The sequence below is a fragment of the Bacillus sp. NPDC057893 genome (genome assembly GCF_042796455.1).
Classification (GTDB): domain Bacteria; phylum Bacillota; class Bacilli; order Bacillales; family Bacillaceae_G; genus Bacillus_A.
Genome location: NZ_JBHVNG010000003.1, coordinates 123,897 through 146,855 on the forward strand (window position 1 = coordinate 123,897; position 22,959 = coordinate 146,855).

At 39.7% G+C, this 22,959-nt stretch carries 25 protein-coding genes, 1 tRNA gene and 1 pseudogene; 9 read left to right on the forward strand and 18 right to left on the reverse strand.

Annotated elements, in window-relative coordinates; all coding sequences use genetic code 11:
* Window positions 1-65: 65 nt before the first annotated feature.
* The 5 genes from rnr to ACFVQC_RS16535 all read right to left on the reverse strand — a co-directional run bounded on the left by rnr (window position 66) and on the right by ACFVQC_RS16535 (window position 5,002).
* Window positions 66-2,480 (reverse strand): ribonuclease R, encoded by a 2,415-nt coding sequence (gene rnr, locus ACFVQC_RS16515; RefSeq protein ID WP_377898862.1) that lies wholly within the window; start codon window positions 2,478-2,480, stop codon window positions 66-68.
* A 223-nt stretch (window positions 2,481-2,703) separates the two neighbouring features.
* Complete coding sequence (locus tag ACFVQC_RS16520; protein ID WP_162836430.1) at window positions 2,704-3,444, reverse strand: alpha/beta hydrolase; 741 nt, start codon at window positions 3,442-3,444, stop codon at window positions 2,704-2,706.
* A gap of 162 nt (window positions 3,445-3,606) precedes the next feature.
* Window positions 3,607-3,840 carry a preprotein translocase subunit SecG gene (secG, locus tag ACFVQC_RS16525; protein WP_002144925.1) on the reverse strand — a complete coding sequence of 78 codons (234 nt, stop codon included), beginning with the start codon at window positions 3,838-3,840 and terminating at the stop codon, window positions 3,607-3,609.
* Window positions 3,841-3,935: 95 nt separating this feature from the next.
* Complete coding sequence (locus ACFVQC_RS16530; RefSeq protein WP_377889838.1) at window positions 3,936-4,628, reverse strand: LrgB family protein; 693 nt, start codon at window positions 4,626-4,628, stop codon at window positions 3,936-3,938.
* Window positions 4,625-5,002: a CidA/LrgA family holin-like protein gene (locus ACFVQC_RS16535; RefSeq protein WP_179117541.1), complete on the reverse strand. Its 378-nt coding sequence runs from the start codon at window positions 5,000-5,002 to the stop codon at window positions 4,625-4,627. The genes ACFVQC_RS16530 and ACFVQC_RS16535 overlap by 4 nt, the downstream gene beginning before the upstream one ends.
* A gap of 438 nt (window positions 5,003-5,440) precedes the next feature.
* Here ACFVQC_RS16535 and ACFVQC_RS16540 point away from each other — a divergent pair, with 438 nt between their 5' ends.
* Complete coding sequence (locus ACFVQC_RS16540; protein WP_377898716.1) at window positions 5,441-6,391, forward strand: nucleoside hydrolase; 951 nt, start codon at window positions 5,441-5,443, stop codon at window positions 6,389-6,391.
* Window positions 6,392-6,441: 50 nt separating this feature from the next.
* Here ACFVQC_RS16540 and eno read toward each other — a convergent pair whose 3' ends face one another.
* The 13 genes and pseudogenes from eno to ACFVQC_RS16605 all read right to left on the reverse strand — a co-directional run bounded on the left by eno (window position 6,442) and on the right by ACFVQC_RS16605 (window position 17,947).
* Complete coding sequence (gene eno / locus ACFVQC_RS16545; protein WP_002112796.1) at window positions 6,442-7,737, reverse strand: phosphopyruvate hydratase; 1,296 nt, start codon at window positions 7,735-7,737, stop codon at window positions 6,442-6,444.
* A 30-nt stretch (window positions 7,738-7,767) separates the two neighbouring features.
* A complete protein-coding gene (gene gpmI, locus ACFVQC_RS16550) occupies window positions 7,768-9,297 on the reverse strand; it encodes a 2,3-bisphosphoglycerate-independent phosphoglycerate mutase (RefSeq protein WP_377898717.1) in 1,530 nt (509 codons plus the stop codon).
* On the reverse strand, window positions 9,294-10,049 hold the full coding sequence (gene tpiA / locus ACFVQC_RS16555) for a triose-phosphate isomerase (protein ID WP_002016069.1): 756 nt from the start codon (window positions 10,047-10,049) through the stop codon (window positions 9,294-9,296). Before tpiA ends, gpmI begins: the two co-directional genes overlap by 4 nt.
* Before the next feature lie 32 nt (window positions 10,050-10,081).
* Complete coding sequence (locus ACFVQC_RS16560) at window positions 10,082-11,266, reverse strand: phosphoglycerate kinase (protein WP_002112800.1); 1,185 nt, start codon at window positions 11,264-11,266, stop codon at window positions 10,082-10,084.
* Between the two features lie 139 nt (window positions 11,267-11,405).
* Window positions 11,406-12,410, reverse strand: coding sequence for a type I glyceraldehyde-3-phosphate dehydrogenase (gene gap / locus ACFVQC_RS16565; RefSeq protein ID WP_377889845.1), 1,005 nt, complete (start codon window positions 12,408-12,410; stop codon window positions 11,406-11,408).
* Between the two features lie 26 nt (window positions 12,411-12,436).
* Window positions 12,437-13,465 carry a sugar-binding transcriptional regulator gene (cggR, locus tag ACFVQC_RS16570; protein ID WP_215554690.1) on the reverse strand — a complete coding sequence of 343 codons (1,029 nt, stop codon included), beginning with the start codon at window positions 13,463-13,465 and terminating at the stop codon, window positions 12,437-12,439.
* 135 nt (window positions 13,466-13,600) lie between these two features.
* Window positions 13,601-13,846 (reverse strand): glutaredoxin family protein, encoded by a 246-nt coding sequence (locus ACFVQC_RS16575; RefSeq protein ID WP_002144911.1) that lies wholly within the window; start codon window positions 13,844-13,846, stop codon window positions 13,601-13,603.
* Window positions 13,847-13,855: 9 nt separating this feature from the next.
* The gene (rpoN, locus tag ACFVQC_RS16580; protein WP_377898718.1) at window positions 13,856-15,163 is read right to left on the reverse strand and encodes an RNA polymerase factor sigma-54; all 1,308 of its coding nucleotides are present in this window, start codon (window positions 15,161-15,163) and stop codon (window positions 13,856-13,858) included.
* Between the two features lie 258 nt (window positions 15,164-15,421).
* A tRNA-Arg gene (locus ACFVQC_RS16585) sits at window positions 15,422-15,497 on the reverse strand.
* Window positions 15,498-15,857: 360 nt separating this feature from the next.
* Window positions 15,858-16,058 (reverse strand): hypothetical protein, encoded by a 201-nt coding sequence (locus ACFVQC_RS16590; RefSeq protein WP_001029589.1) that lies wholly within the window; start codon window positions 16,056-16,058, stop codon window positions 15,858-15,860.
* A 33-nt stretch (window positions 16,059-16,091) separates the two neighbouring features.
* Window positions 16,092-16,271, reverse strand: a pseudogene (locus ACFVQC_RS16595) (hypothetical protein); the annotation flags it as partial.
* 513 nt (window positions 16,272-16,784) lie between these two features.
* A complete protein-coding gene (locus tag ACFVQC_RS16600; protein WP_016096555.1) occupies window positions 16,785-17,084 on the reverse strand; it encodes a hypothetical protein in 300 nt (99 codons plus the stop codon).
* An 83-nt stretch (window positions 17,085-17,167) separates the two neighbouring features.
* Window positions 17,168-17,947: a YxeA family protein gene (locus ACFVQC_RS16605; RefSeq protein WP_377898719.1), complete on the reverse strand. Its 780-nt coding sequence runs from the start codon at window positions 17,945-17,947 to the stop codon at window positions 17,168-17,170.
* A gap of 205 nt (window positions 17,948-18,152) precedes the next feature.
* Between ACFVQC_RS16605 and ACFVQC_RS16610 the strand changes: the two genes are divergently transcribed.
* From ACFVQC_RS16610 to clpP, 8 genes are all read left to right on the forward strand, one after another.
* Window positions 18,153-18,359: a DUF1657 domain-containing protein gene (locus tag ACFVQC_RS16610; protein WP_000216167.1), complete on the forward strand. Its 207-nt coding sequence runs from the start codon at window positions 18,153-18,155 to the stop codon at window positions 18,357-18,359.
* Between the two features lie 107 nt (window positions 18,360-18,466).
* Window positions 18,467-18,955, forward strand: a complete 489-nt coding sequence (locus tag ACFVQC_RS16615; protein ID WP_377898720.1) for a YhcN/YlaJ family sporulation lipoprotein — start codon at window positions 18,467-18,469, stop codon at window positions 18,953-18,955.
* 28 nt (window positions 18,956-18,983) lie between these two features.
* Window positions 18,984-19,460, forward strand: coding sequence for a stage V sporulation protein AC (gene spoVAC / locus ACFVQC_RS16620; protein ID WP_002034730.1), 477 nt, complete (start codon window positions 18,984-18,986; stop codon window positions 19,458-19,460).
* Window positions 19,461-20,477: a stage V sporulation protein AD gene (spoVAD, locus tag ACFVQC_RS16625; protein WP_377898721.1), complete on the forward strand. Its 1,017-nt coding sequence runs from the start codon at window positions 19,461-19,463 to the stop codon at window positions 20,475-20,477.
* A complete protein-coding gene (gene spoVAE / locus ACFVQC_RS16630; protein WP_000575919.1) occupies window positions 20,474-20,824 on the forward strand; it encodes a stage V sporulation protein AE in 351 nt (116 codons plus the stop codon). Before spoVAD ends, spoVAE begins: the two co-directional genes overlap by 4 nt.
* 11 nt (window positions 20,825-20,835) lie before the next feature.
* Complete coding sequence (locus ACFVQC_RS16635; protein ID WP_000215909.1) at window positions 20,836-21,042, forward strand: DUF1657 domain-containing protein; 207 nt, start codon at window positions 20,836-20,838, stop codon at window positions 21,040-21,042.
* A gap of 20 nt (window positions 21,043-21,062) precedes the next feature.
* On the forward strand, window positions 21,063-21,932 hold the full coding sequence (locus tag ACFVQC_RS16640) for a DUF421 domain-containing protein (RefSeq protein ID WP_002144904.1): 870 nt from the start codon (window positions 21,063-21,065) through the stop codon (window positions 21,930-21,932).
* A 239-nt stretch (window positions 21,933-22,171) separates the two neighbouring features.
* Window positions 22,172-22,753 carry an ATP-dependent Clp endopeptidase proteolytic subunit ClpP gene (gene clpP / locus ACFVQC_RS16645; protein WP_001049156.1) on the forward strand — a complete coding sequence of 194 codons (582 nt, stop codon included), beginning with the start codon at window positions 22,172-22,174 and terminating at the stop codon, window positions 22,751-22,753.
* The last annotated feature ends 206 nt before the right edge of the window (window positions 22,754-22,959 follow it).

A 22,959-nucleotide genomic window follows, 5' to 3' on the forward strand; every position in this document is an offset into this window, starting at 1 on the left:
TGCAGCTGGATTACAACAAAAAAGAAAAAGGCCTCGCTTTTTATCAAAGCGAAGCCACTCTTTTCTTACTTACGCTTTTTCTTTTTCTTCTTGAATCCTGGTACATTTTCAAAGAAGCCTTTTTTCTTCTTACCATTACCGTTACCATCTTTTTTCCCTGGCTGACTAGCGGATGTGGATGCTGATGGAGATGCTGATCCTTTTCCTTTTCCTTGTCCACCACGATCAAACTTTCTTCCTGTGCCGCGCTCATTAGTGCGCTCGCTACGTCCACCGCGTTTCTTTCTGCCTGTTCTTGGCTGTTCAATCACAACTGGACGATCTTTGAACTTACGACGAGGTGTGCCTTTCATACCAACGATTTCAAAGTCGATTGCGCGCTCGTCTTTATTTACGTTAATAACACGAATTGTAATTTCGTCACCGATGCGGAATACGTTACCTGTACGTTCTCCAATCATCGCAAAATGTTTTTCGTCATAACGATAGTAATCATCTGTTAAATAGCTAACGTGTACAAGACCTTCAATTGTATTTGGAAGCTCTACGAATAAACCGAAGTTTGTTACAGAGCTAATCATACCGTCATACTCTTCGCCAATCTTATCAACCATATACTCTGCTTTTTTCATTTCATCTGTTTCACGCTCTGCTTCAACAGCACGACGTTCCATATTAGAAGAGTGCTCTGCAATCTCAGGTAAGTTTTCACGCCATTTCGCTTGCGTTTCGTTGTCTACTTTACCATTAATTACGTATTCACGAATCAACCTATGAACAATCGTATCTGGATAACGACGAATTGGTGATGTGAAATGCGTGTAGAACTCAGTTGATAAACCGAAATGTCCTAAGCTCTCCGAATCATAACGTGCTTGCTTCATAGAACGAAGCATAACTGTTGAAATGACTACTTCTTCCGGCTGACCTTGAACCATTTCAAGAATTTGTTGCAACGCACGAGGATGTATTTCATTCGCACGTCCTTTTACTGCATATCCGAAGTTTGTTACAAACTCGAAGAAACGCTCAAGCTTATCTTCTTTCGGATCTTCATGGACACGGTACATAAACGGTACGTTCATCCAGTGGAAGTGCTCTGCTACTGTTTCGTTCGCAACAAGCATAAACTCTTCAATTAACTTCTCTGATACAGAACGATCACGCATTACAACATCAGTCGGTTTCCCTTCTTCATCTACTAGTACTTTCGCTTCTTTAAAGTCAAAGTCAATCGCACCGCGGCGCATACGTTTTTCACGTAAAATTTGTGCTAACTGCCCCATTTCTTTAAACATCGGTACTAGCGGCTCGTAGCGTTCAATTAGTGCTTCGTCTTCATCTTCTAAAATGCTTCTTACGTCAGCATACGTCATACGCTCTGTCGTTTTAATTACACTTTGGAAAATCTCGTGTTTTACAACATCACCTAGATTGTTGATTTCCATTTCACAAGATAGTGTCAGACGGTCTACTTTCGGATTTAATGAACAAATACCGTTAGATAAACGATGCGGAATCATCGGAATTACACGGTCTACAAGATATACACTCGTTGCTCTCTCCGCTGCTTCAACATCAATTGGAGAACCTTCTTGAACGTAATGACTTACATCCGCAATATGAACGCCAAGCTTATGGTTACCGTTCTCAAGCTTCGTTACTGTAACAGCGTCATCTAAGTCTTTCGCATCCGCACCATCAATTGTAACAATCATTTGATCACGTAAATCACGGCGATCTTTTATATCTTCTTCTGAAATCGTTTCTGGTACACTGTTTGCATGCTCCATCACCTCTTCAGGGAACGCTAAAGGTAAATGATGTTTATGAATAACAGATAAAATATCTACCCCTGGGTCATTTTTATGACCTAGAATTTGAATAACTTCACCTTCCGCACTTAAACGATTCTCTGGATAACTCGTAATTTTCACAACTACTTTATGGCCTTCTACAGCACCCATTGATGCGCTTTTCAAGATGAAAATATCACTTGTCCAACGCTTATTATCAGGTATAACAAACCCAAAGTTCTTCGATTCTGTATATGTACCAACTAATTCTTTCGTTCCACGCTCTAAAATACGAACAATCGCGCCTTCTTGGCGTGATCCACTTGATTGCGCGCTAACACGTGCTAATACTGTATCACCATGAAGTGCGCCATTTAATTCTGTAGGCGGGATGAAAAGATCATCATCTCCTGTTTTCTTCTCTTCTGGAACAACGAACGCAAAACCACGTGCGTGCCCAATTAATTTACCGCGTACTAAATTCATTTTTTCTGGAAGACCGTAGCGGTTACTACGTGTGCGGATAACAAGCCCCTTCTCTTCCATCATTACAAGTGCCTTTACGAAATCTTTAAAGCCCTCAGAGCCTTCGATTCCAAATGCCGATTCTAATTCTTGTATCGTTAACGGTTTATACGCTTCTTCCCTCATAAATAATAACAACTTATCAATATGTTCTTGCATGATTTCTTCCAAGCAGAAATACCTCCTTTAAACCCTTATATTATTTAGTGTATCCGAAAGATGGGGGATGTATAAAGTGAAACTTTAATCATCTCCCAATGATTTTTTACAGCTTTCATAAAGTGTAACTTTAATCAGTGGAGTTTTGTCCCTCCCCACTGATTATTAGCCCACACCAATTGGGATAATAAATTCCCTTATGAAAAAAAGAGGCAACTAGATCTTACCAATCTAGTTGCTCCAAGAAGTTATATACATCCTCATGTAGCACATCACGTTCTTTATCAAGTGTAATGACATGCGTAGAGTCTTCATACCATTTAATGTCTTTTAACGTAGATTCTACACCGTTATAAATAATGTTAGCACTATCTGTATTAATCATCTCATCATGACGTGCTTGTACAACGAATGTTGGAGCATAAATCATATCAACATTATTGCGTACGTCACGAATCAACTCCTGTAATGCTTTTAATGTATTCATTGGTGTCTGTTTAAATTCAAACATTTCCTGCTCAATTCGTTCTGGTGATTTTTGCTCACGCTTTTTATATTCGCGGGCATATGCCAATATACCTTGGTACATAATTTCTTCACTTTTAATGTACATCGGTGCACACATTGGTACAACACCTAAAATCGGTAATGTATAAGCAAGTTTTAATGAGAATACTCCGCCTAATGATAATCCAACCGCAGCTATTTTCTCGTAACCTTGATCTTTTAAATGCTGGTAGGCATTCATTACATCTTTCCACCAGTCTTCAGGGCCTGTATGAACAAGCTCTTCTGGTGGTACGCCGTGTCCTTTATAAATTGGCGCATGACAAGTATAGCCTTTCTTCTCTAAGAAACGCCCTAGCATGCGTACGTCAGCTGAGTTCCCTGTGAATCCATGTAATAACAAAACAGCGCGGTCTCCACCTTCAAATGTAAATGGTTTTGGAGATGCTAATTTCATCATGTACTTCTCCTCTTTCTCTTCTGTAATCTAGTCGTATTCTTTCTATTCTTAGTGTACCATATTTATAATTCTATAATCTAATTAGAAACTTTTTTCGAATAACAAATTAAAAAAAGAAGAACCATTAGCATAATCGGCTAACGCTTCTTCTTTTTAATTCTATAAATTTAAGTACGTAACACCAATTGTTAGTACGAAGAATAATACAGCTAAGACAACTGTAATACGGTTTAATACCGCTTCAATTCCACGTGCTTTTTGCTTACCAAACAATTGCTCTGCACCACCTGAAATAGCGCCTGAAAGGCCTGAGCTATTACTAGACTGCATAAGTACCATAACAATCATTAAAATCGATACAATAATAAGTAAAACTGATAATAACGTATGCACTTGGCGTACCTCCTACAAAGATTCAGTTAGTTTAAATGTTAGCATAAATCCTATAGAAAAGCGAGAGCTATAGAGTCACTCTCGCTTTTCTTCTATTACATAAACACCATTGCGAATAACGGTCCGAGCAAACATGTCAAAATTGCTGTTAATGTCATTGTTACCGATCCAATAACACCTTCATGCTCATTATTTTTCATCGCTCTCATAACACCCATAATATGAGAAGCACATCCAAAGCCAATCCCTTTACCAACTGAGTTTGTAACGCGGCTCCATTTTAATAAAATTGGTCCCGTAATCGTTCCAGTAATCCCTGCGATAACGACGAAGGCTGCTGTTAAGGACGGGACACCACCAACTTGTTCCGATACACTCATCGCAACTGGCATTGTCACTGATTTTGGTAAAGAAGATAAAATTAAGCTTTTATCTGTTCCCATAAGTGTGGCGATAGCGAAATCACTTGCAATAGCAACTGTTGTACCAACTAATACACCACCAGCAATTGGTACAACATATTTTTGCAGAACATGACGTTGTTTATAAAGCGGGATTGCAAATGCTACAACACCTGGTCCGAGTAGCTTCGCAATCCAGCCACCACCACTTTCCATATAATTTTGATATGGTATATCAAGCACTATAAATAAGAAAGCCATTAATCCTGTTGCAACAAGCATTGGAATGGTAAATGGCGTTGGAAATAATTTGTAGATTTTTTTAGATAATTGATATAATAGCACCGTAAAAAGAACCCAACCAATTCCGATTAATATTTTGCTCATTGTGTCTCTTTTTCCTTTCTATTCGCAAGATATTGTCCTGTATGTCCTGCGACAATAATAATTAAAAACGTACTCGCTACAACTGTAATGAAAAGAGAAATTCCTTTACTCATAAAAAAAGCACCGTAATTCATTAAGCCAAGCGTTGGCGGAATTAATAAAAACGGCATAATAGCAACGAGTGTTTCTGCTCCTAAATCAAACCATTTCACTGGAAGTACTTTTAGGCTAAGTAAAACAAGTAGAAGGAACATCCCAATCAAACTTCCTGGAATCGGAATATTCAACATTTCTTGCACCCAATTTCCAACCATATACAATACATAAAGAGCAGCAATTTGGACAAGAATCTTTGTAAGTTTCATGTTCATCATCCCTCATGTTTATACGATCTTCTGTTAATATCCTTATCATAGTATAAATTGTAAAAACCTGCAATTTATCAAATCAACAACGAAAATCCACTATATTATACGCTTACACCCTTGATATGACTGCGTTTCCACATGTAATTTACGTCAAAAACCTTGACCTAATATACAAAGTTTATATATTCTGAATTTTGATGGTTATTATTTCAATAAAATAAAGTGAAACTTTAATCAGAGGGGGGTTGTCCATCCCCCTCTGATTATTAGCCTTCACCAATCGGGCTTTTACGGGCAGTTAATCTCCCACCTAACTTCCTCGCATGTGCCGAACTTTGAGGTGGGAGTCTTACTGCCCGTTAATGCGGGATAAAATCCTTCCCTCCATTTTTATTCTGCCTTCTCTCTAGCACACATATATATATAAAGATAGGTGGTGAACATATGTCTAAAAAAGTTCTTATTTTTTGTGATCCTGGAATCGACGATACGATAGCCCTCCTCCTCGCATTCTTTATCGATGAAATTGACATCGTTGGGATTGTCGCTGATTACGGCAATGTTCCAAAAGAAATGGCCGTACAAAATGCTCATTTTCTTAAACAAAAATCAAGAAATAGAGATATAAAAATATTTGGTGGTTCAGAACGTCCTCTCAATGGATGTCCACCCGCTTTTTTTACCGATGTTCACGGTAAAGAAGGATTAGGACCAATCATTCCAAATGAAAAGTTACAAAACGGAGAAATGGAGAATTTCTTTGAAGTTATCCCTCTTATCGAGCAGTATAAAGACAAACTAATCATTGTAAGTTTAGGGCGACTCACTTCCCTAGCTATTTTATTTATTTTATATAAAAACTTAATGCAGCAAATTAAATCTTATTATGTAATGGGTGGTTCCTTTTTGCACCCAGGTAATGTAACTCCCGTATCAGAAGCGAATTTTTATGGTGATCCAATCGCGGCTAACATTGTATTACAATCCGCATCCAACATGTACATATACCCGTTAAATGTAACGCAGTATTCCATCGTTACACCTGACATGGCTGAATATATTGAGGCGAAAGGAAAGGCTTCTCTCGTCAAACCTCTATTCGATCATTACTACTATGGATATTACGAAAAAATTTTACCACAATTAAAAGGCTGCCCCTTTCATGACACAATGCCAATATTAGCCCTTCTTGATAATTCCATGTTTACTTACCACGAATCCCCCGTCATGGTCATGTCTGAATCCCATGCCCGCGGAGAGAGTATTGGTGATTTTCGCTCCTTAGTTGGAGCGCCCTCGTTTATTAATTGGCCAAAACAACGAATTGCTATAGATTTTGATTACAATCTCTTTTTTAAATATTTCATGTCATTCATGACAGATGAACAATTTTAACATAAAAAAACAGACCGTGATTTCTCACGGTCTGTCGTTATTTTCTACAATTATCGTTTGATATTGTAGAAAGATTGTAAACCAGCGTAAACAGCGATTTCGCCTAGCTCGTCTTCGATACGTAATAATTGGTTGTACTTAGCAATACGGTCAGTACGGCTCATAGAACCAGTTTTGATTTGGCCAGCGTTAGTTGCAACTGCGATGTCAGCGATTGTAGCATCTTCAGTTTCACCAGAACGGTGAGATACAACTGCTGTGTAACCAGCACGTTTAGCCATTTCGATTGCTTCGAAAGTCTCAGTTAAAGTACCGATTTGGTTAACTTTAATTAAGATTGAGTTAGAGATACCTTTTTCGATACCTTCAGCAAGTTTTTGAGTGTTAGTTACGAATAAATCGTCACCAACTAATTGTACTTTATCACCGATACGCTCAGTTAATAATTTGTGACCATCCCAGTCGTTTTCGTCTAAACCATCTTCAATAGAGATGATTGGGAAGTCTTTGCAAAGCTCTTCGTAGAAATCAACCATTTCTGCAGAAGTTAAGCCAGTACGGCCTTCGCCTGCAAGGTCATATTTACCAGTTTCTTTGTTGTAGAACTCAGAAGAAGCAACGTCCATTCCTAAGAATACGTTCTCGCCAGCTTTGTAACCAGCTTTTTCGATAGCTTCGATGATTACTTCTAATGCTTCACGGTTAGAACCAAGGTTTGGAGCGAATCCACCTTCGTCACCTACTGCAGTGTTAAGACCTTTGTCATGTAATACAGCTTTAAGTGCATGGAATACTTCAGCACCCATACGGATTGATTCTTTGAATGTTGGAGCACCAACTGGTAAGATCATGAACTCTTGGAAATCAACGTTGTTATCAGCGTGAGAACCACCGTTGATGATGTTCATCATTGGAGTTGGTAATTGTTTTGCATTGAATCCACCAAGGTAACGGTATAATGGAAGACCTACGAAGTCAGCTGCTGCGTGAGCTACTGCCATAGATACACCAAGAATAGCGTTAGCGCCTAGTTTACCTTTGTTTGGAGTGCCATCTAATTCGATCATAGCACGGTCAATACCAGCTTGATCAGTTACGTCGAAACCAACGATTTCTGGAGCGATTGCTTCGTTAACGTTGTTTACTGCGTTCATAACACCTTTACCAAGGTAACGAGATTTGTCACCGTCACGTAATTCTACTGCTTCGTGCTCACCAGTAGATGCACCACTTGGTACGATAGCGCGTCCGAATGCGCCGCTTTCTGTGTAAACTTCTACTTCTACAGTTGGGTTACCACGAGAGTCAAGGACTTCGCGAGCATAAACATCAATAATTGTTGACATAATAAATTCTCTCCTTTTTATATAAGCAAATTATTTAATAATTGTTTTACCTGTCATTTCTTTCGGTTGTTCCACATTTAAAAGTGTAAGCATTGTTGGAGCGATATCTCCTAAAATACCACCTTCACGAAGCTCTACATCATTTTTTGTAACGATGAAAGGAACCGGGTTAGTTGTATGAGCTGTCATAGGACCGCCTTCAGCAGTTAACTCCTGATCGGCATTACCATGGTCAGCAGTAATAAGTGCTACACCATCTTTTGCAAGAATCGCTTCTACAACTTTTCCTAAACATTCGTCAGTTGCTTCTACTGCTTTAATTGTTGGTTCCATCATCCCAGAATGGCCAACCATATCACAGTTTGCAAAGTTAAGAATGATAACATCATGTTTATCATTTTCGATGTCATTTACTAAAGCGTCCGTTACTTCATAAATGCTCATTTCAGGTTTCAAGTCATACGTTGCAACCTTCGGTGAGTTAATTAAAATACGCTCTTCTCCTGGGAATTCAGCCTCACGACCACCGCTAAAGAAGAATGTAACGTGCGGATACTTTTCAGTTTCCGCGATGCGAAGTTGCTTTAATCCCGCTTGCGCAACAACTTCACCTAATGTGTTATCAAGGTTCATTGGCTTGAATGCCACGTAACCATCTACAGTTTCACTGAAATGTGTCATACAAACGAATTCAGGAATGTGAGGTACTTTTTCACCACGATCGAACTCACGGAAGTCTTCGTTTGTAAATACACGAGCAATTTGAATTGCACGGTCTGGACGGAAGTTATAGAAGATAACTGCATCATCATTATTGATTGTTGCAACTGGCGTGTCATCTTCGTTAACAATTACAGACGGCAATACGAATTCATCATGAATACCATTTGCATAAGAGTCTTCTACACACTCTTCTGCTGATTTATAAGTAGGGCCTTCACCATTCACCATAGCACGGTAACATTTTTCTACGCGATCCCAACGCTTGTCACGGTCCATGGAGTAATAACGACCAGAGATAGTCGCGAATTGTCCTACTCCTGTTTCTTTAATTACTTCATTTGTTGCATCGATATAGCCTTTTGCTGTTTGTGGTCCAACATCGCGGCCATCTAAGAATGCATGGATATATACTTTCTCCACGCCTTCTTTTGCTGCTAAGCGAAGAAGAGCAAACATATGGTTCATGTGACTATGCACACCACCATCAGAAAGTAAACCGAATAAATGAAGAGCAGTACCTTTTTCTTTCACGCTTTTAATTGCATTTTGGAAAGTTTCGTTCTGATCGAACTCACCTTCACGAATTGCAACGTTTACGCGTGTTAAGCTTTGATATACGATGCGGCCAGCACCGATATTTAAGTGACCAACCTCTGAGTTACCCATTTGACCTGCTGGAAGACCTACTTCCTCACCACAAGCTGTAAGCGTTGCGTGAGGGAATTTGTTCCAGTAACCATCAAAATTAGGTTTCTTAGCTTGTGCTACAGCATTCCCGTAAGTTTCTTCACGTAGTCCGAAACCATCAAGAATGATTAAAGCTGTTGGCTTTCTCATTTTACCGCCCCCAGAAGACCTAAGAACGAAGCAGGCTCTAAGCTAGCACCGCCAACTAAAGCGCCGTCGATGTCAGATTGTGCCATATACTCTTTAATGTTTTCTGGTTTTACGCTACCGCCGTATTGAATACGAACAGCTTCTGCAGCTTCTGGAGAAACTGCTTCTGCAACAACTTTACGGATGTGCGCACATACTTCATTTGCATCTGCAGAAGAAGAAGATTTACCTGTACCGATAGCCCAGATTGGCTCATAAGCGATAACAGTTACTTTAACTTGCTCTTCTGTTAAACCTGCAAGTGCTTTTGTCACTTGACCTGCTACTAGATCAAATGTTTTTCCGCTTTCGCGCTCTTCTAAAGTCTCACCACAACAAACGATTGGTGTTAAACCATGTTCAAATGCTGCAAGAGTCTTTTTGTTTACTGATTCGTCTGTTTCAGCAAACATTTCACGACGCTCAGAGTGGCCAAGTACTACGTAGCCTACTTTTAAGTCGCTAAGTGCTACTGGGCTAATTTCGCCAGTGAACGCACCATTTTTTTCGAAGTGCATGTTTTGTGCACCTACTTGTAAGTCAGTTCCTTCAGCCTTTGCTACAAGACGCTCTAGGAATAGAGCTGGAGAGCAAACTACTGCATCAACAGCTGAAGCTGCTGGGATTTGACCTTTAACTTCCTCTACGAAGCTAACTGCTTCAGATAGAGTTTTATTCATTTTCCAGTTACCTGCGATAATTGGTTTACGCATGCTTTGCACCGTCCTTTTTCTTTGGCTGCTACTTATTTGTCGTTAAGACAAACTACACCTGGAAGCTCTTTGCCTTCCATGAATTCTAATGACGCACCGCCGCCAGTAGAAATGTGGCTCATTTTATCAGCCATACCGAATTTTTCAACAGCTGCTGCAGAGTCACCACCGCCGATAACAGAGTATGTATCTTCTGCATCTGCTAATGCTTGCCCTACTGCTTTTGTACCTTCTGCGAATGGAGTCATTTCGAATACACCCATTGGTCCATTCCATACAACAAGCTTAGAGTTTTTAATTACATCTGCATAAATTTCACGTGTTTTAGGACCGATGTCCACGCCTTCCCATGTAGAAGGGATAGAGTCGATACCAACGATTTGAGTTGTTGCAGTTTCAGAGAATTCCTCTGTGATGACAACATCAACTGGCATATAGAAGTTTACGCCTTTTTCTTTTGCAAGTTGCATAAATTCTTTAGCTAGTTCAATTTTGTCGTTTTCACATAGAGATAGACCAATTTCATGACCTAAAGCTTTAACGAATGTGTAAGCAAGTCCGCCACCGATGATTAAGTTATCTACTTTGTCTAATAGATGACGAATTACACCGATTTTATCTTTTACTTTCGCACCACCGATGATAGCTGTGAATGGACGTTCTGGGTTAGAAAGTGCTTTACCTAATACATCTAACTCTTTTTCCATTAATAATCCAGATACTGCTGGTAGGTAGTCTGCGATACCTGCTGTAGAAGCATGAGCACGGTGAGCTGCACCGAATGCATCGTTTACGAAGATATCAGCAAGAGCTGCAAATTCTTTCGCAAGTTCTGCATCGTTCTTTTCTTCGCCCGCATAGAAACGTACGTTTTCAAGAACTACTACGTCGCCTTCGTTCATTGCTGCAACCATTTCTTGTGCAACTGGTCCGAATGCTTCGTCCGCTTTTTTAACATCTTTACCAAGAAGCTCGCCTAAACGTGCTGCTACTGGAGTAAGACGTAATTCTTCTACTGCTTGACCTTTTGGACGGCCTAAATGACTTGCTAAAATTACTTTCGCACCTTGCTCTACTAAATATTGAATTGTAGGAAGAGCTGCACGGATACGAGTTTCATCTGTAATTTTGCCTTCTTTCATAGGTACGTTGAAATCAACGCGGCAAAATACACGCTTACCTTTTAAATCTACGTCACGAATTGATTTTTTGTTCATTGGATTTCCCTCCGACTACTAGTTAGGATTGACAAAACCCATTCAAAAGCTTATCACATTTGCTTCTAAAACGAAAGAAGAGAGAGAGGGAACAAACCCTCTCCCTCGTTTTGTCATTGATTGCTTATATACTTAAGAATTAAAGACCTTTAGAAGTCATGTATGCAGCTAGGTCTACTACGCGGTTAGAGTAACCAGTTTCGTTATCGTACCAAGAAAGTACTTTAACCATGTTACCTTCCATTACCATTGTAGATAATGCATCGATTGTAGAAGAAGCTGTACATCCGTTATAGTCGATAGATACTAATGGCTCTTCGCTGTATCCAAGGATACCTTTTAATTCGCCTTCAGAAGCTGCTTTGAATGCTGCGTTTACATCTTCAACTGTTACTTCTTTGTCAAGTTCAACAACTAAGTCAACAAGAGAAACGTTAGCAGTTGGAACACGTACAGCGCCGCCGTTTAATTTACCTTTAAGTTCTGGTAATACTAATGCTACAGCTTTAGCAGCACCAGTAGATGTTGGGATCATGTTTTCAGCTGCTGCACGAGCACGACGTAAATCTTTGTGTGGTAAGTCTAAGATTTGTTGGTCGTTAGTGTAAGAGTGAATTGTTGTCATCATTCCGCGTTTTACGCCGAATTTTTCGTTTAATACTTTAGCGAATGGAGCTAGACAGTTTGTAGTACAAGAAGCATTAGATACTACGTTGTGGTTAGCTGCATCGTATTCTTCGTGGTTAACACCCATAACTACAGTGATATCTTCGTCAGAAGCTGGAGCTGAGATGATAACTTTCTTAACTGATCCACCTAAGTGTTTCTCAGCGTCTGATTTTTTAGTGAAACGGCCAGTAGATTCTACTACTACTTCTACTCCGTAGTCGTTCCATGGTAATTGAGCTGGGTCACGCTCAGCGATAACTTTAATTTCTTTACCGTTAACAATGATGCTGTTTTCGTTAGCAGATACTTCTGCATTTAAAGTTCCGTGAACTGTATCATATTTTAAAAGGTGAGCTAATGTTTTAGCATCTGTTAAGTCGTTGATTGCTACTACTTCTACCTCAGAGTTGTTAAGAGCTGCGCGGAATACGTTACGTCCGATACGTCCAAATCCATTAATACCAATTTTAGTCATTTAAATTTCCTCCTTGGGGGATTATATTAAAGGGTATTACCCTTTGTTAATTGTTTTGCTGCACCTTCATCTGTAATTAGAATTGAAGTGTGCCCTTGCTTTATTACAGCCTGTATTGCTTTTGCTTTTGAAGAACCTCCAGCGACTGCGACAACGTGAGATACATGTTGTAAATCTTCAAGTTGCATACCAACTGTTCTTACTTTATGAACAACATTTCCTTGTTCATTAAAGTAGTAACCGAAAGCTTCGCCAACTGCTTCGCTTGCCTGAATCTTTAACCAATCTGCTTCTGAAGTATTTCTGCGACGTGCCATTGTTAACGCATCACCAATTCCATGAATGACGATATTGGAAGATCGAATCAACTCAAGAACTTCTTTCACGGAGGGCTCTATTACAATAGACGCATATGCTTCGCTACTAACGTGATCTGGAACATACAATAAGCGATAATTACTCATCGTATTTTGTGCCATTTTGGCGCAAATGGTATTGGCTTCTAACTCGACACCTTCTCCAATTCCACCACGTGCTGGGACAAATAGCATATGTAAATCTTTGCAATCAAGTTGCATCATGTCCGCAGCAGCAGCTAGCGTAGTTCCTCCAGCCACAGCAACGATATTATTCACTGTCAGACGGTCTTTTATACAAGTCACACAAGCACGGCCCATCTCCAGTTTGACCCAAGGTGATTCATCACTATCACCAGGGACAACGAAAACTTCATCCAAGTCTAATGTTTCCTTAAGTTGTTTTTCTAAAACCTTTAACCCGGAAATTTCTTTCATAAAGTCTTCCAAAGCAAGAACTAAAGCTGTTCCTTCTTCTGTCAAAGTCATTCCAGAAGAAGCGACGTGAACTAAGTTTTGTTCTTTCAAAACTTGAACTTCACTTCGCAATACTCGTTCTGTCATACCGAGACTTGCAGATAAGTTTCTTCTTCCAATCGGCTGCATAAGCCTAATGTACTGAAGCACTTGCATTCTCGTTTGCATAACAGGTAGCAGATCAGGTAATAATTTTTTTGTGTTCTGAATCCATGAGCGCATATCTTTTCTCCTCACTACATCGGTTCATTTTCCTTCGTGGTCACTTTGTGTCCCGTAGTGACATTTTGTGTCCCACTTAGGTTAAAAAAATAATCCCTGCTACGTGTATTATTGTAACAGGAGATAGAAACTTATTCAACTCTTAACTGCATTGTTTATATAGTTTATTATGACACCTTTGTGAATGTTACCATATTCTACTTGTCTTCCGCCTATTTCTACAACAGGAATCATTAGATGGTATTTCTCTAAAAGGTCATTATCTTCATATATATCTATTTCCTCAATTTGAAAAGAATATTCACATTGTACTTCCTTTAAAATTTGTTTCGCCTTCACGCAAAGACCACAATCTTTTTTTGTATATAGTACAACCTTCATCTTCTTCACCTATCCAATTGTTTTTCTTAGAGACGAAGCAGGAATATGCATTTGTTCTCTATATTTCGCAACCGTTCTGCGAGAAATAACGATTTCATGCTCTTCTTCTAATAATTTTGAAATCTTTTGATCCGAAAGTGGCTTTTTCTTATTTTCTGCTCCAACAAGCGTTTGAATGAATTGTTTCACACGCTTTGTAGAAACCGCCTCATCTTCCGTCGTAGAAATAGAATTACTAAAGAACGATTTCATCTCAAATAAACCATGCGGCGTTTGCACATATTTATTACGCGTTGCACGACTAATTGTAGACTCATGCACACCTAACTCTTCCGCCACCTCTTTTAAAGCAAGTGGTTTTAAATACTCTGGACCTTTCCAGAAGAAATCATGCTGTTTTTCCATAATAATATTCATCACTTGTAAGAGTGTTTGTTTTCTCTGTTTCAAACTGCGCATAATCCATTGCACATGCTGATACTTCTCCGATACGTAAGAAGCCACTTCACTTTCACTATTATTTAGTAACGCACTATACTCAGAGTGAATTTCAATTCTTGGCATATTTCTCTCATTCATCTGTAAAACGAGATGATCACCATCTTTTTTCACCGCCATATCAGGCACGATATAAAGTGGTTTATCAGAAGAAAATGCAAGACCTGGTTTCGGCTGTAATGATGTAATACAGTTCACCGCATCCTGTAATTCCTCGTTGGTACACTTCAACACCTGAACGAGCTTTCGCCAATCTTTCTTAACGAAATAATTAAAATGATCATCTATAGTTTCTTCCGCTAAACCATTTCTTCTTTGTAAGCGCTTCAATTGAATTGATAGACATTCCTGAATATTACGCGCACCTACCCCTGCTGGCTCTAACGATTGAACAAGCTCCACGGAACGGTCCACTACATCGATTGGCGCAGAAAGAAGCTCTGATAACTCTTCATTTGTTTCTTGTAAATAGCCATTTCCATCCATGTTCATAATAATGAAAGAAGCTGCTTTTCGCTCTTCTTCATCTATTTTATAATACTGTAGTTGATTTAATAAATGTTGCTGAATCGTTGTAGAATCCACACTGTAGATTTCCATTTGATTCTCGACTTGTTTGCCGGTACTTTTACTTGTGTTAGAGCTCTTTTTCTTCTCCCTCTCGAAACCACCTAACTCAATAAGGGGATTCTCTAACGATTGCTCATATAAAAACTCCGATAATTCTTGTACATTATACTGGAGCATTGTAATCGCTTGCCTTAACTCTTGTGTCATTGCCAAACGTAAGCTTTGTTCTTGTAAAAGACTTGCCTTCAAACTAATCTCCCCCTTGTTTCTATTGTACAATAAGTTTGGTAAAAGGAGAATCCTCACGCAGACACCCATTCCAAAATATTATTAATTTATATGTATTAATGAGATTTACAACTTACAACCGAAATTTGAATAATATTGAAAGAAAATAATAACGCGCAAAAGTTATTACCACATACTAATAGTAAATCTTATAACTAGATATAACAAGAGGGAAATAAAAAAGTCCTAACCTACAAAACGTAAGTTAGGACTTTTTGACGCGCCCAGAGGGATTCGAACCCCCGGCAGACGTGGTACCGGAAACCACCGCTCTATCCGACTGAGCTATGGGCGCATGATTATTACGATAATATCAACGGTTTGCCTCCGTCTTCTTCCGATTTGTTCTTACCGAAAGTTAAACGTAGGATACGAACACCAACACGTAGACGTTCGCTTCTTTACATATGGATATTATATCCTGACGCTAACCTAATGCGCAAGCATAAAAATCTCGTCTACACTAGCTTTAGCACGCAGTTTTCCTTCTTTCGTTCCCCCTCTTAATCTAATTAAATCGCAATAGAACGCATATAGGCGCACCTGTTCATCACATTAAATTTAATCGACTGGAATTGCGCCTCTCGGCATCGCACTTTCCGCATATAGTCTACAAAAAGAAAGACAGGCGAAGTGATTCCCGCCCATTTCCGCACTATTTTATATATTTTGATCGCAGTCTTAATATATCTTCCTCTTCACGAATGCCTGCTGATCCCTTCCTCACATTTTTTACGACAGTCCAATTTGGGTTAGTTTCATCACCGATGTTCTGTATTGTAAAGTTGCCGTCACCATATTTTCGTTGACCTTCTGCCAATTTCTCCGTTAAATCACTCTCTTTTGCTTTCGCCATCTTTGCGCCATCTCCCTTTTTTATACAACCTTCTTAAACTGTCCAACCAATCACACGTCCAGTCAATTGGAGATCCTCGCTTTCCGCTTCGATTAATTGTAACACACTGTCGAGGATAGGTTCCGATAACGGCTGCCCAATCGCATTAGAAACATTATTTTCTTTGAATGTGAATGATCCGACGCCAGTTACGCTAAATGATGCGATGCGATGCGATTCCATTCGTTACCAATCTATATCGTTTACGCATAAAAAAAGCGACTAGAGCCGAAGCCCTAGCCGATCATTTTCGATTATTTCGTTTTAGCTAACGCCTTAACGACTTCTTCTTCCTTGACATTTTCGTCGCCTAAGATATATAGAGTGCCGTCATTCTCGGTATCTCGCTTTTTGCATATAGCCTATAAAACGAAAGAAAGGCGGGATATTTCCCCGCCCATTTCCGCTAGCTTATCGACCCCTTGATCGCTCTAGACTTCGCTGCCACTTCGCCATTATCCTACGATGTTTCGTGCCATCGCCCTGCCGTGGATTACGATCGGCGCCGCCTTCTTCATTTCCGCATTTCCCGTGGGCTGACTATGCCTAGACATTACCATGCCCGATCGTGACTGCGTTGTCTCTTTTGTCGCTGCTGCCCTTTCCTTCGCGCTGATCTTCGCCATCTTATCGCATCCTTTTCGTTATAGTAGCGATCATTTGACCGCTCAAAAGAGTTTCGCCGACCTATAGCCAACGATCAAATATATCTTCCTCCTTTATTCCTGCCGATCCCTTTGCCACCAGTTGGTGTACGATCTTCCAATTCGGATCATCTTCGCTGCCTTCGTTAACTAAAATAAAGTTGTTTCCGTACTTGCTGCGAGCCTCGCCGATCAGCTCCGATAAATTACGAGCAAGTTGCCCTCTCGTCCTAGATGCGTCAATCTCGCACATTCTCCTAGTAACGACGTTCGGATTTTCCTGTTTAATTTTCGTCTCGTTATCGTACCCGCTTTCTTTTCTCCATGATGTGGTATGTGCCATTTCTTCGCCATCTCCTTTTTGTCATTTTATAACGAGGCGTAGCGAAGCCCGTAGACCTCGCCGCCCCGATCTTCCGCATCCTCTTATTGGATAAGTGCGCCCGTCATGTCCGCATGTTCCGTCTGTACTTGTAGAATGCGATCGCGATGCACGTTCTTATATGTTTCCGTGTCGTTCGCGTATTCGACTAGATTCTTTGAGAACTCACCAAACGCCGCCTCAAACTTCGCAGTATTTACGAATGCACCATTTTCGATAGATTCGATCGTTTGTAATACTTCGAATGCTTCGCCCGCTCCTTCGACCTGAGTAGCACGAACTAATTTATTATGCGTATTTACTAGCGATTGGCGAACCTTGTGTGACGCTTCTACGCTGCCGCCTGCGCTTTGTAATACCGCTTGTCCTAAAGTAAAGAACTCGTCTTGAATGGATCGCGCTAACGTCGGATGATCCGCAGCTTGTACCATTTGTTCTAAGAATTCTGCCGCTCGTGTCGGGTTGGCTGCGAATAATACGCGACCTTTTAACTCTTTCATTTTCGCATTAAAGATCGTTTCTTTATTCTTATCGACCTTCAACGGCTCTTTGTATAGATCTCTTTCCGCTGCTCCTTCTCTAAGTCCACGCGGCGCATAAAACTTAACATCTCTTCCTTCACCCGAAGCGTAATAACCAGTAAGTTTATAGTCTCCAGCTACCTCTCCAACTGTGGATAGTCGGCCAGACTCTTTCGCTTTTACATATACAAAGTCTTCTTTCACAAGCGGATTATATCTATCAGTCACCTCATTATGAGAAAAGCTTGCTACACCAATAACTAATATAAAAATTCCAATTAAACCTAATAATAATTTCTTCATTTTTCTCTCCTTAACATATCCTTTTAACTTGCTTTGCGTTCTTTATTCTAGGAGAAAAAGGTTTTTTCCACTATCGCTTATTCTTATATATTCATTACAAAATTGTAACCTACACATGTAGCACACCTAAATTTTCCAATCATAAATTCACCTCAACTCACAAATTATAATCTTTGAATTGATATTCCAAAGGGGGCTTCATTCAATGACTGTAATTACAAAACTTAAGCAAACTGTTTCAGGATTAAAAAGTGCACAAGCTAGCTTAGAGGGATTCGCTCTTGATACGGATAACCAACAAGCAAAGCAACTTTTCCAAACAGCTGCGCAGCAAACACAAACAATTATTGATTCTTTAAATCCACGTGTTGAAGAAGTCCAGCAAGAAGAACCACAATACACACAGCAATAACCGAAAGTACCATTTCATCTAATGGTACACAATTTGAGAAAAAGGGTGATATGCAATCATCCTTTTTCTCTCACATTACATAATGCAATAGAAATGGAATGATTATAATGCGAAAACTTGGAATCATAACCGCGTTATTTATGCTCCTATTCGGTTCACTTACCGGATGTGATAATAGCCCGTTAGATAAAAAGGTAAAAAAAGAAGAAACAAAACGAACGGAAGAAGACAAGGGCCCTAAGTTAACAAAAATGAGTACAGAATCCTTTAATCAATCTATATCGCAAGAAGCTAAGAAAAAAGCTCTCGCTATGGAGGGAATTATAGAAGCTACCGCCGTTAATACAAATTTAGATCTTTACATAGCCGTCAAGCCTGAACATCACGAAAGATTTGGTTTAAAACCTTTACGAAGTAAATTAAAAAAGAAGCTAAGTGATGAAAACCCTACTTTCGATATTCGTGTAAGTACAGACAAAAAGATCTTTATGCTCATAGAAGAACTTGAAAACAAAATTAAGAAAAAGAAAGTAAGTAAAGATGGCATCAAAAAACAATTAAAACTCATTCAATCAGAAATGGGATCCAATATTTAAGCTTTCTAAAAGAGAAGGAAGGATTCAAATGTCTAGTAAAGATAAAAACTTAACACCTGTACAACAAGAATATAAAAAATTCGAACAACAGCGCGAACCGAAGCGTCCCGTCTTAAAAAATTGTATTAAAGCTTTTTTCGTCGGGGGATTAATTTGTCTAATAGGCCAACTGATTTCCACTTTTTACATTACCTATTTTGATTTCACTGAACGCTCTGCCGGGAATCCTACCGTTGCAACTCTTATTTTTATCTCCATGCTACTGACTGGATTTGGCGTCTACGATCGTCTTGGGCAATTTGCTGGTGCTGGTACCGCAGTACCTGTTACTGGATTTGGTAACTCCGTTATTGCTGCATGTATTGAACATCGTACAGAAGGATTCGTTCTCGGCGTTGGGGGTAACATGTTTAAACTAGCAGGATCGGTCATCTTATTTGGCGTATTTTCAGCTTTCGTCATCGCTCTTATTAAAACGATTCTCTTTCAATGGGGAGGGCTGTAAATGCTACAAGGACACCGAACATGGGTATTCGAAAACAAACCAGTTATCATTTCAACAGGTGTAGTCGGCGGCCCATTTGAGGCAAATGGAAAGATCCCTGAAGACTTTGATACCCTGCATGAAGATTTATGGATCGGACAAGATTCCTATGAAAAAGCACATAAAATTTTGTTTGAAGAGGCTTGTAGCCGCGCTACAGAAAAAGCCAGACTTAGGAAAGATGATATTCAATTCGTACTCGCCGGAGATTTAATTAATCAAATTACTCCTACAAGCTTTGCTTGCCGTACACTTGGCACTCCTTATCTCGGATTATTTGGTGCTTGCTCTACTTCTATGGAAGGTTTAGCACTCGGTGCAAGTATCGTAAATGCAAAAGGCGCAAAATATTTATTAACCGGAGCTTCAAGCCATAACGCTGCCGTGGAAAAACAATTTCGTTATCCAACTGAATATGGTGGTCAAAAACCTCCTACGGCCCAGTGGACAGTAACCGGTGCAGGTGCAGCAATTTTAAGTGATACAGGAAATGGTCCAAGAGTAACTTCCGCCACAATTGGGCGAGTTGTTGACATGGGTTTAACAGATCCGTTTAATATGGGCGGCGCGATGGCCCCAGCTGCTGTCGATACGATTGAAGCCCATTTACGCGAACGACAAATCGACGCCTCTTATTACGACTTAATCGTAACAGGTGACCTTGGACATGTAGGACGCGAAATCGCTTACGACCTACTACATAAACACGGTACAAAAGTAAAGAGCGAACAATTCCAAGATTGCGGAATCATCATTTATAGAGAAGGTCAACCTGTCATAGCTGGCGGAAGTGGTCCTGGATGTTCTGCAACAGTCGTATACGGTCACTTATTAAACCGAATGAAAAGAGGAGAATTCAAAAAAATACTTGTCGTTGCGACAGGCGCTTTACTATCTCCACTTACATTCCAACAAGAAGAAACGATTCCGTGTATCGCCCACGCCGTTTCGATTGAATTTGGAGGTGCAACGCAATGATTTTTTTCTGGGCTTTTGTAATCGGTGGACTTATATGTGTAATCGGACAACTTATGTTTGATGTCGGCAAGCTAACACCAGCTCATACAATGGCAACACTCGTTGTTGCTGGAGCTATATTAGACGGATTCAATTTGTATGAACCATTAATTGATTTCGCCGGAGCTGGGGCAACTGTACCTATTACAAGTTTCGGAAATGCCCTCGTTCACGGTGCGATGGAAGAAGCTGCAAAACATGGAATCGTCGGCGTAATTACTGGTATGTTTAAAGTAACGAGCGCAGGTGTATCAGCAGCAATTATTTTCGGCTTCATCGGAGCATTACTATTTAAACCGAAAGGATAAGAGGTGTTTACATGACTGTTATCGCTAGCGTAAAAACTTGCCTTGCCAGTGTAAGAGGGGCTCAAGCAAGTTTAAGCTCCCTTTCATTAAATTCACAAGACGAAGAATCAAAACGCGTATTTCATGAATGTATGTTAGAAATGGACAGCGTCATCGCTGATTTAAAGGATAGAATTTCAGTATTAGAACGTGAAGAACCTCAATATAAAGGGTTTTAAGTAGACTGGAGGAAATGACTATGTCTCACCTGCCCGAATGGACACTCGTTATTCTTCGCTCTGTATTCATATTAATCATTTTATTCGCTATTACGAAATGGTTAGGGAAAAGACAAATCTCTCAGCTCTCCTTTTTTGAATACATAGCCGGAATGACAATCGGTGACATCGCTGCCCAAGTATCTACAGGGCTCGATTCAAAATTTTTCCACGGCGTCTTTGCGATACTCATTTTCGCTGTGGTACCTTTTTTCACAGGAATCCTCTCCTTAAAGAACAAAACAGCTCGGGACTTCTTTGAAGGGAAATCTACCGTATTAATAAAAGATGGAAAAATACTCGAAGATAACTTAAAGAAAGAAAAATATACAAGTGACGAATTACTTGAACTACTCCGAGGAAAAGATGCGTTCAGCGTAGCTGATGTTGAATTTGCAGTACTAGAACCGAGCGGTGAATTAAATGTATTATTAAAGAAAGATCGCCAACCACTTACAGCAAAAGACGTAGGCTTAAAAGTACCAAACGAGAAGGAACCACAAACTGTTATTATGGATGGAAATGTACTAGATGAACCTCTGTCATCAAGCGGGCATAACCGAGCTTGGCTACATTCAGAATTAGAAAAACTCGGCGTTGTCATTGAAAATGTCTTTCTCGGTCAAGTTGACTCATACGGACAACTTACTATCGACATTTATAATGATAAACTCCAAATGCCTTCTCCTCAAAACAAACCTTTATTATTAGCATCTTTAAAAAAATGTCATGCTGATCTTGAGCTATTTTCTTTAGAAACAAAGTCGAAATCAGCTAGCGAAATGTATAGTAAAAACGCGAAACAAGTCGAAACAATTTTAAATAAAGTAACCTATCTTTTAAAAGAATAAATACCGAAAGAACGCTTCAGTAAAAAGGCGTTCTTTTGCCTTTTCCACACCTTTAATCACGTTTAAATTTATGTAATTCGGTTATGATGTTGAAGATACATAAGCAGGGAATTTTAAAAACATAGCGAATAAATCATGATACAACTACATATTTTTTTGATTTAAAGTGGTTTCGTTTGACCTTTATTGACCATAATTGTATTATAAACTAAGAAAGCTTTAAAAGGAGGAAATAACAGATGAATTTAATTCCTACAGTAATTGAACAAACAAATCGTGGAGAACGCGCTTACGATATTTACTCTCGACTATTAAAGGACCGCATCATTATGCTTGGTAGCGCAATTGATGACAACGTAGCAAACTCAATCGTTTCCCAGCTTTTATTCTTGGAATCTCAAGATCCAGAAAAAGATATTCACATCTATATCAACAGCCCTGGTGGTTCTATCACAGCTGGTATGGCAATTTACGATACAATGCAGTTTATTAAACCACAAGTATCAACAATCTGTATCGGTATGGCTGCATCTATGGGTGCATTCTTACTTGCAGCAGGTGAAAAAGGAAAACGTTTCGCTCTTCCTAACAGTGAAGTAATGATTCACCAACCACTTGGTGGTGCACAAGGTCAAGCGACTGAAATCGAAATCGCTGCAAAACGCATCCTATTCTTACGCGAAAAATTAAACCAAATTCTTGCTGACCGCACAGGTCAACCACTTGAAGTTCTACAACGCGACACAGACCGCGACAACTTCATGACAGCAGAAAGAGCTCTAGAATACGGTTTAATCGATAAGATCTTTACAAATCGTTAATAACTAAAAGCAGAGGCGGCTCGTTCAGCTCTGACTGGCTAAGGTTCTTTCGCATAAAAGGCGCTTTTTGCCTTCTTATGCGGAAGGTTCTTAGACACGAAGAGCTTGCCGCCGGAGCTGGATACATTTAAAGCGGAAGCGGCTCGTTCAGAATCGCAGGGCGCCTAAGCCCCTGATTCCGAGGCGCTTTTTGCCTCGAATGTACG

Bases quoted from the DNA above. Each gene is read 5' to 3' on its own strand.
- cggR (WP_215554690.1), bottom strand. From the start codon at position 13,465: ATGCGCTCATGGATTCAGAACACAAAAAAATTATTACCTGATCTGCTA.
- gap (WP_377889845.1), bottom strand. From the start codon at position 12,410: ATGACTAAAATTGGTATTAATGGATTTGGACGTATCGGACGTAACGTA.
- ACFVQC_RS16605 (WP_377898719.1), bottom strand. From the start codon at position 17,947: ATGAAGAAATTATTATTAGGTTTAATTGGAATTTTTATATTAGTTATT.
- ACFVQC_RS16635 (WP_000215909.1), top strand. From the start codon at position 20,836: ATGACTGTTATCGCTAGCGTAAAAACTTGCCTTGCCAGTGTAAGAGGG.
- ACFVQC_RS16615 (WP_377898720.1), top strand. From the start codon at position 18,467: ATGCGAAAACTTGGAATCATAACCGCGTTATTTATGCTCCTATTCGGT.
- spoVAE (WP_000575919.1), top strand. From the start codon at position 20,474: ATGATTTTTTTCTGGGCTTTTGTAATCGGTGGACTTATATGTGTAATC.
- rnr (WP_377898862.1), bottom strand. From the start codon at position 2,480: ATGCAAGAACATATTGATAAGTTGTTATTATTTATGAGGGAAGAAGCG.
- ACFVQC_RS16575 (WP_002144911.1), bottom strand. From the start codon at position 13,846: ATGAAGGTTGTACTATATACAAAAAAAGATTGTGGTCTTTGCGTGAAG.
- tpiA (WP_002016069.1), bottom strand. From the start codon at position 10,049: ATGCGTAAACCAATTATCGCAGGTAACTGGAAAATGAATAAAACTCTA.
- ACFVQC_RS16560 (WP_002112800.1), bottom strand. From the start codon at position 11,266: ATGAACAAAAAATCAATTCGTGACGTAGATTTAAAAGGTAAGCGTGTA.
- ACFVQC_RS16590 (WP_001029589.1), bottom strand. From the start codon at position 16,058: ATGGCGAAAGCAAAAGAGAGTGATTTAACGGAGAAATTGGCAGAAGGT.
- ACFVQC_RS16530 (WP_377889838.1), bottom strand. From the start codon at position 4,628: ATGAGCAAAATATTAATCGGAATTGGTTGGGTTCTTTTTACGGTGCTA.
- ACFVQC_RS16535 (WP_179117541.1), bottom strand. From the start codon at position 5,002: ATGATGAACATGAAACTTACAAAGATTCTTGTCCAAATTGCTGCTCTT.
- eno (WP_002112796.1), bottom strand. From the start codon at position 7,737: ATGTCAACAATTATTGATGTTTATGCTCGCGAAGTCCTTGACTCTCGT.
- ACFVQC_RS16540 (WP_377898716.1), top strand. From the start codon at position 5,441: ATGTCTAAAAAAGTTCTTATTTTTTGTGATCCTGGAATCGACGATACG.
- ACFVQC_RS16610 (WP_000216167.1), top strand. From the start codon at position 18,153: ATGACTGTAATTACAAAACTTAAGCAAACTGTTTCAGGATTAAAAAGT.
- ACFVQC_RS16640 (WP_002144904.1), top strand. From the start codon at position 21,063: ATGTCTCACCTGCCCGAATGGACACTCGTTATTCTTCGCTCTGTATTC.
- gpmI (WP_377898717.1), bottom strand. From the start codon at position 9,297: ATGAGAAAGCCAACAGCTTTAATCATTCTTGATGGTTTCGGACTACGT.
- ACFVQC_RS16520 (WP_162836430.1), bottom strand. From the start codon at position 3,444: ATGAAATTAGCATCTCCAAAACCATTTACATTTGAAGGTGGAGACCGC.
- spoVAC (WP_002034730.1), top strand. From the start codon at position 18,984: ATGTCTAGTAAAGATAAAAACTTAACACCTGTACAACAAGAATATAAA.
- clpP (WP_001049156.1), top strand. From the start codon at position 22,172: ATGAATTTAATTCCTACAGTAATTGAACAAACAAATCGTGGAGAACGC.
- spoVAD (WP_377898721.1), top strand. From the start codon at position 19,461: ATGCTACAAGGACACCGAACATGGGTATTCGAAAACAAACCAGTTATC.
- ACFVQC_RS16600 (WP_016096555.1), bottom strand. From the start codon at position 17,084: ATGGCACATACCACATCATGGAGAAAAGAAAGCGGGTACGATAACGAG.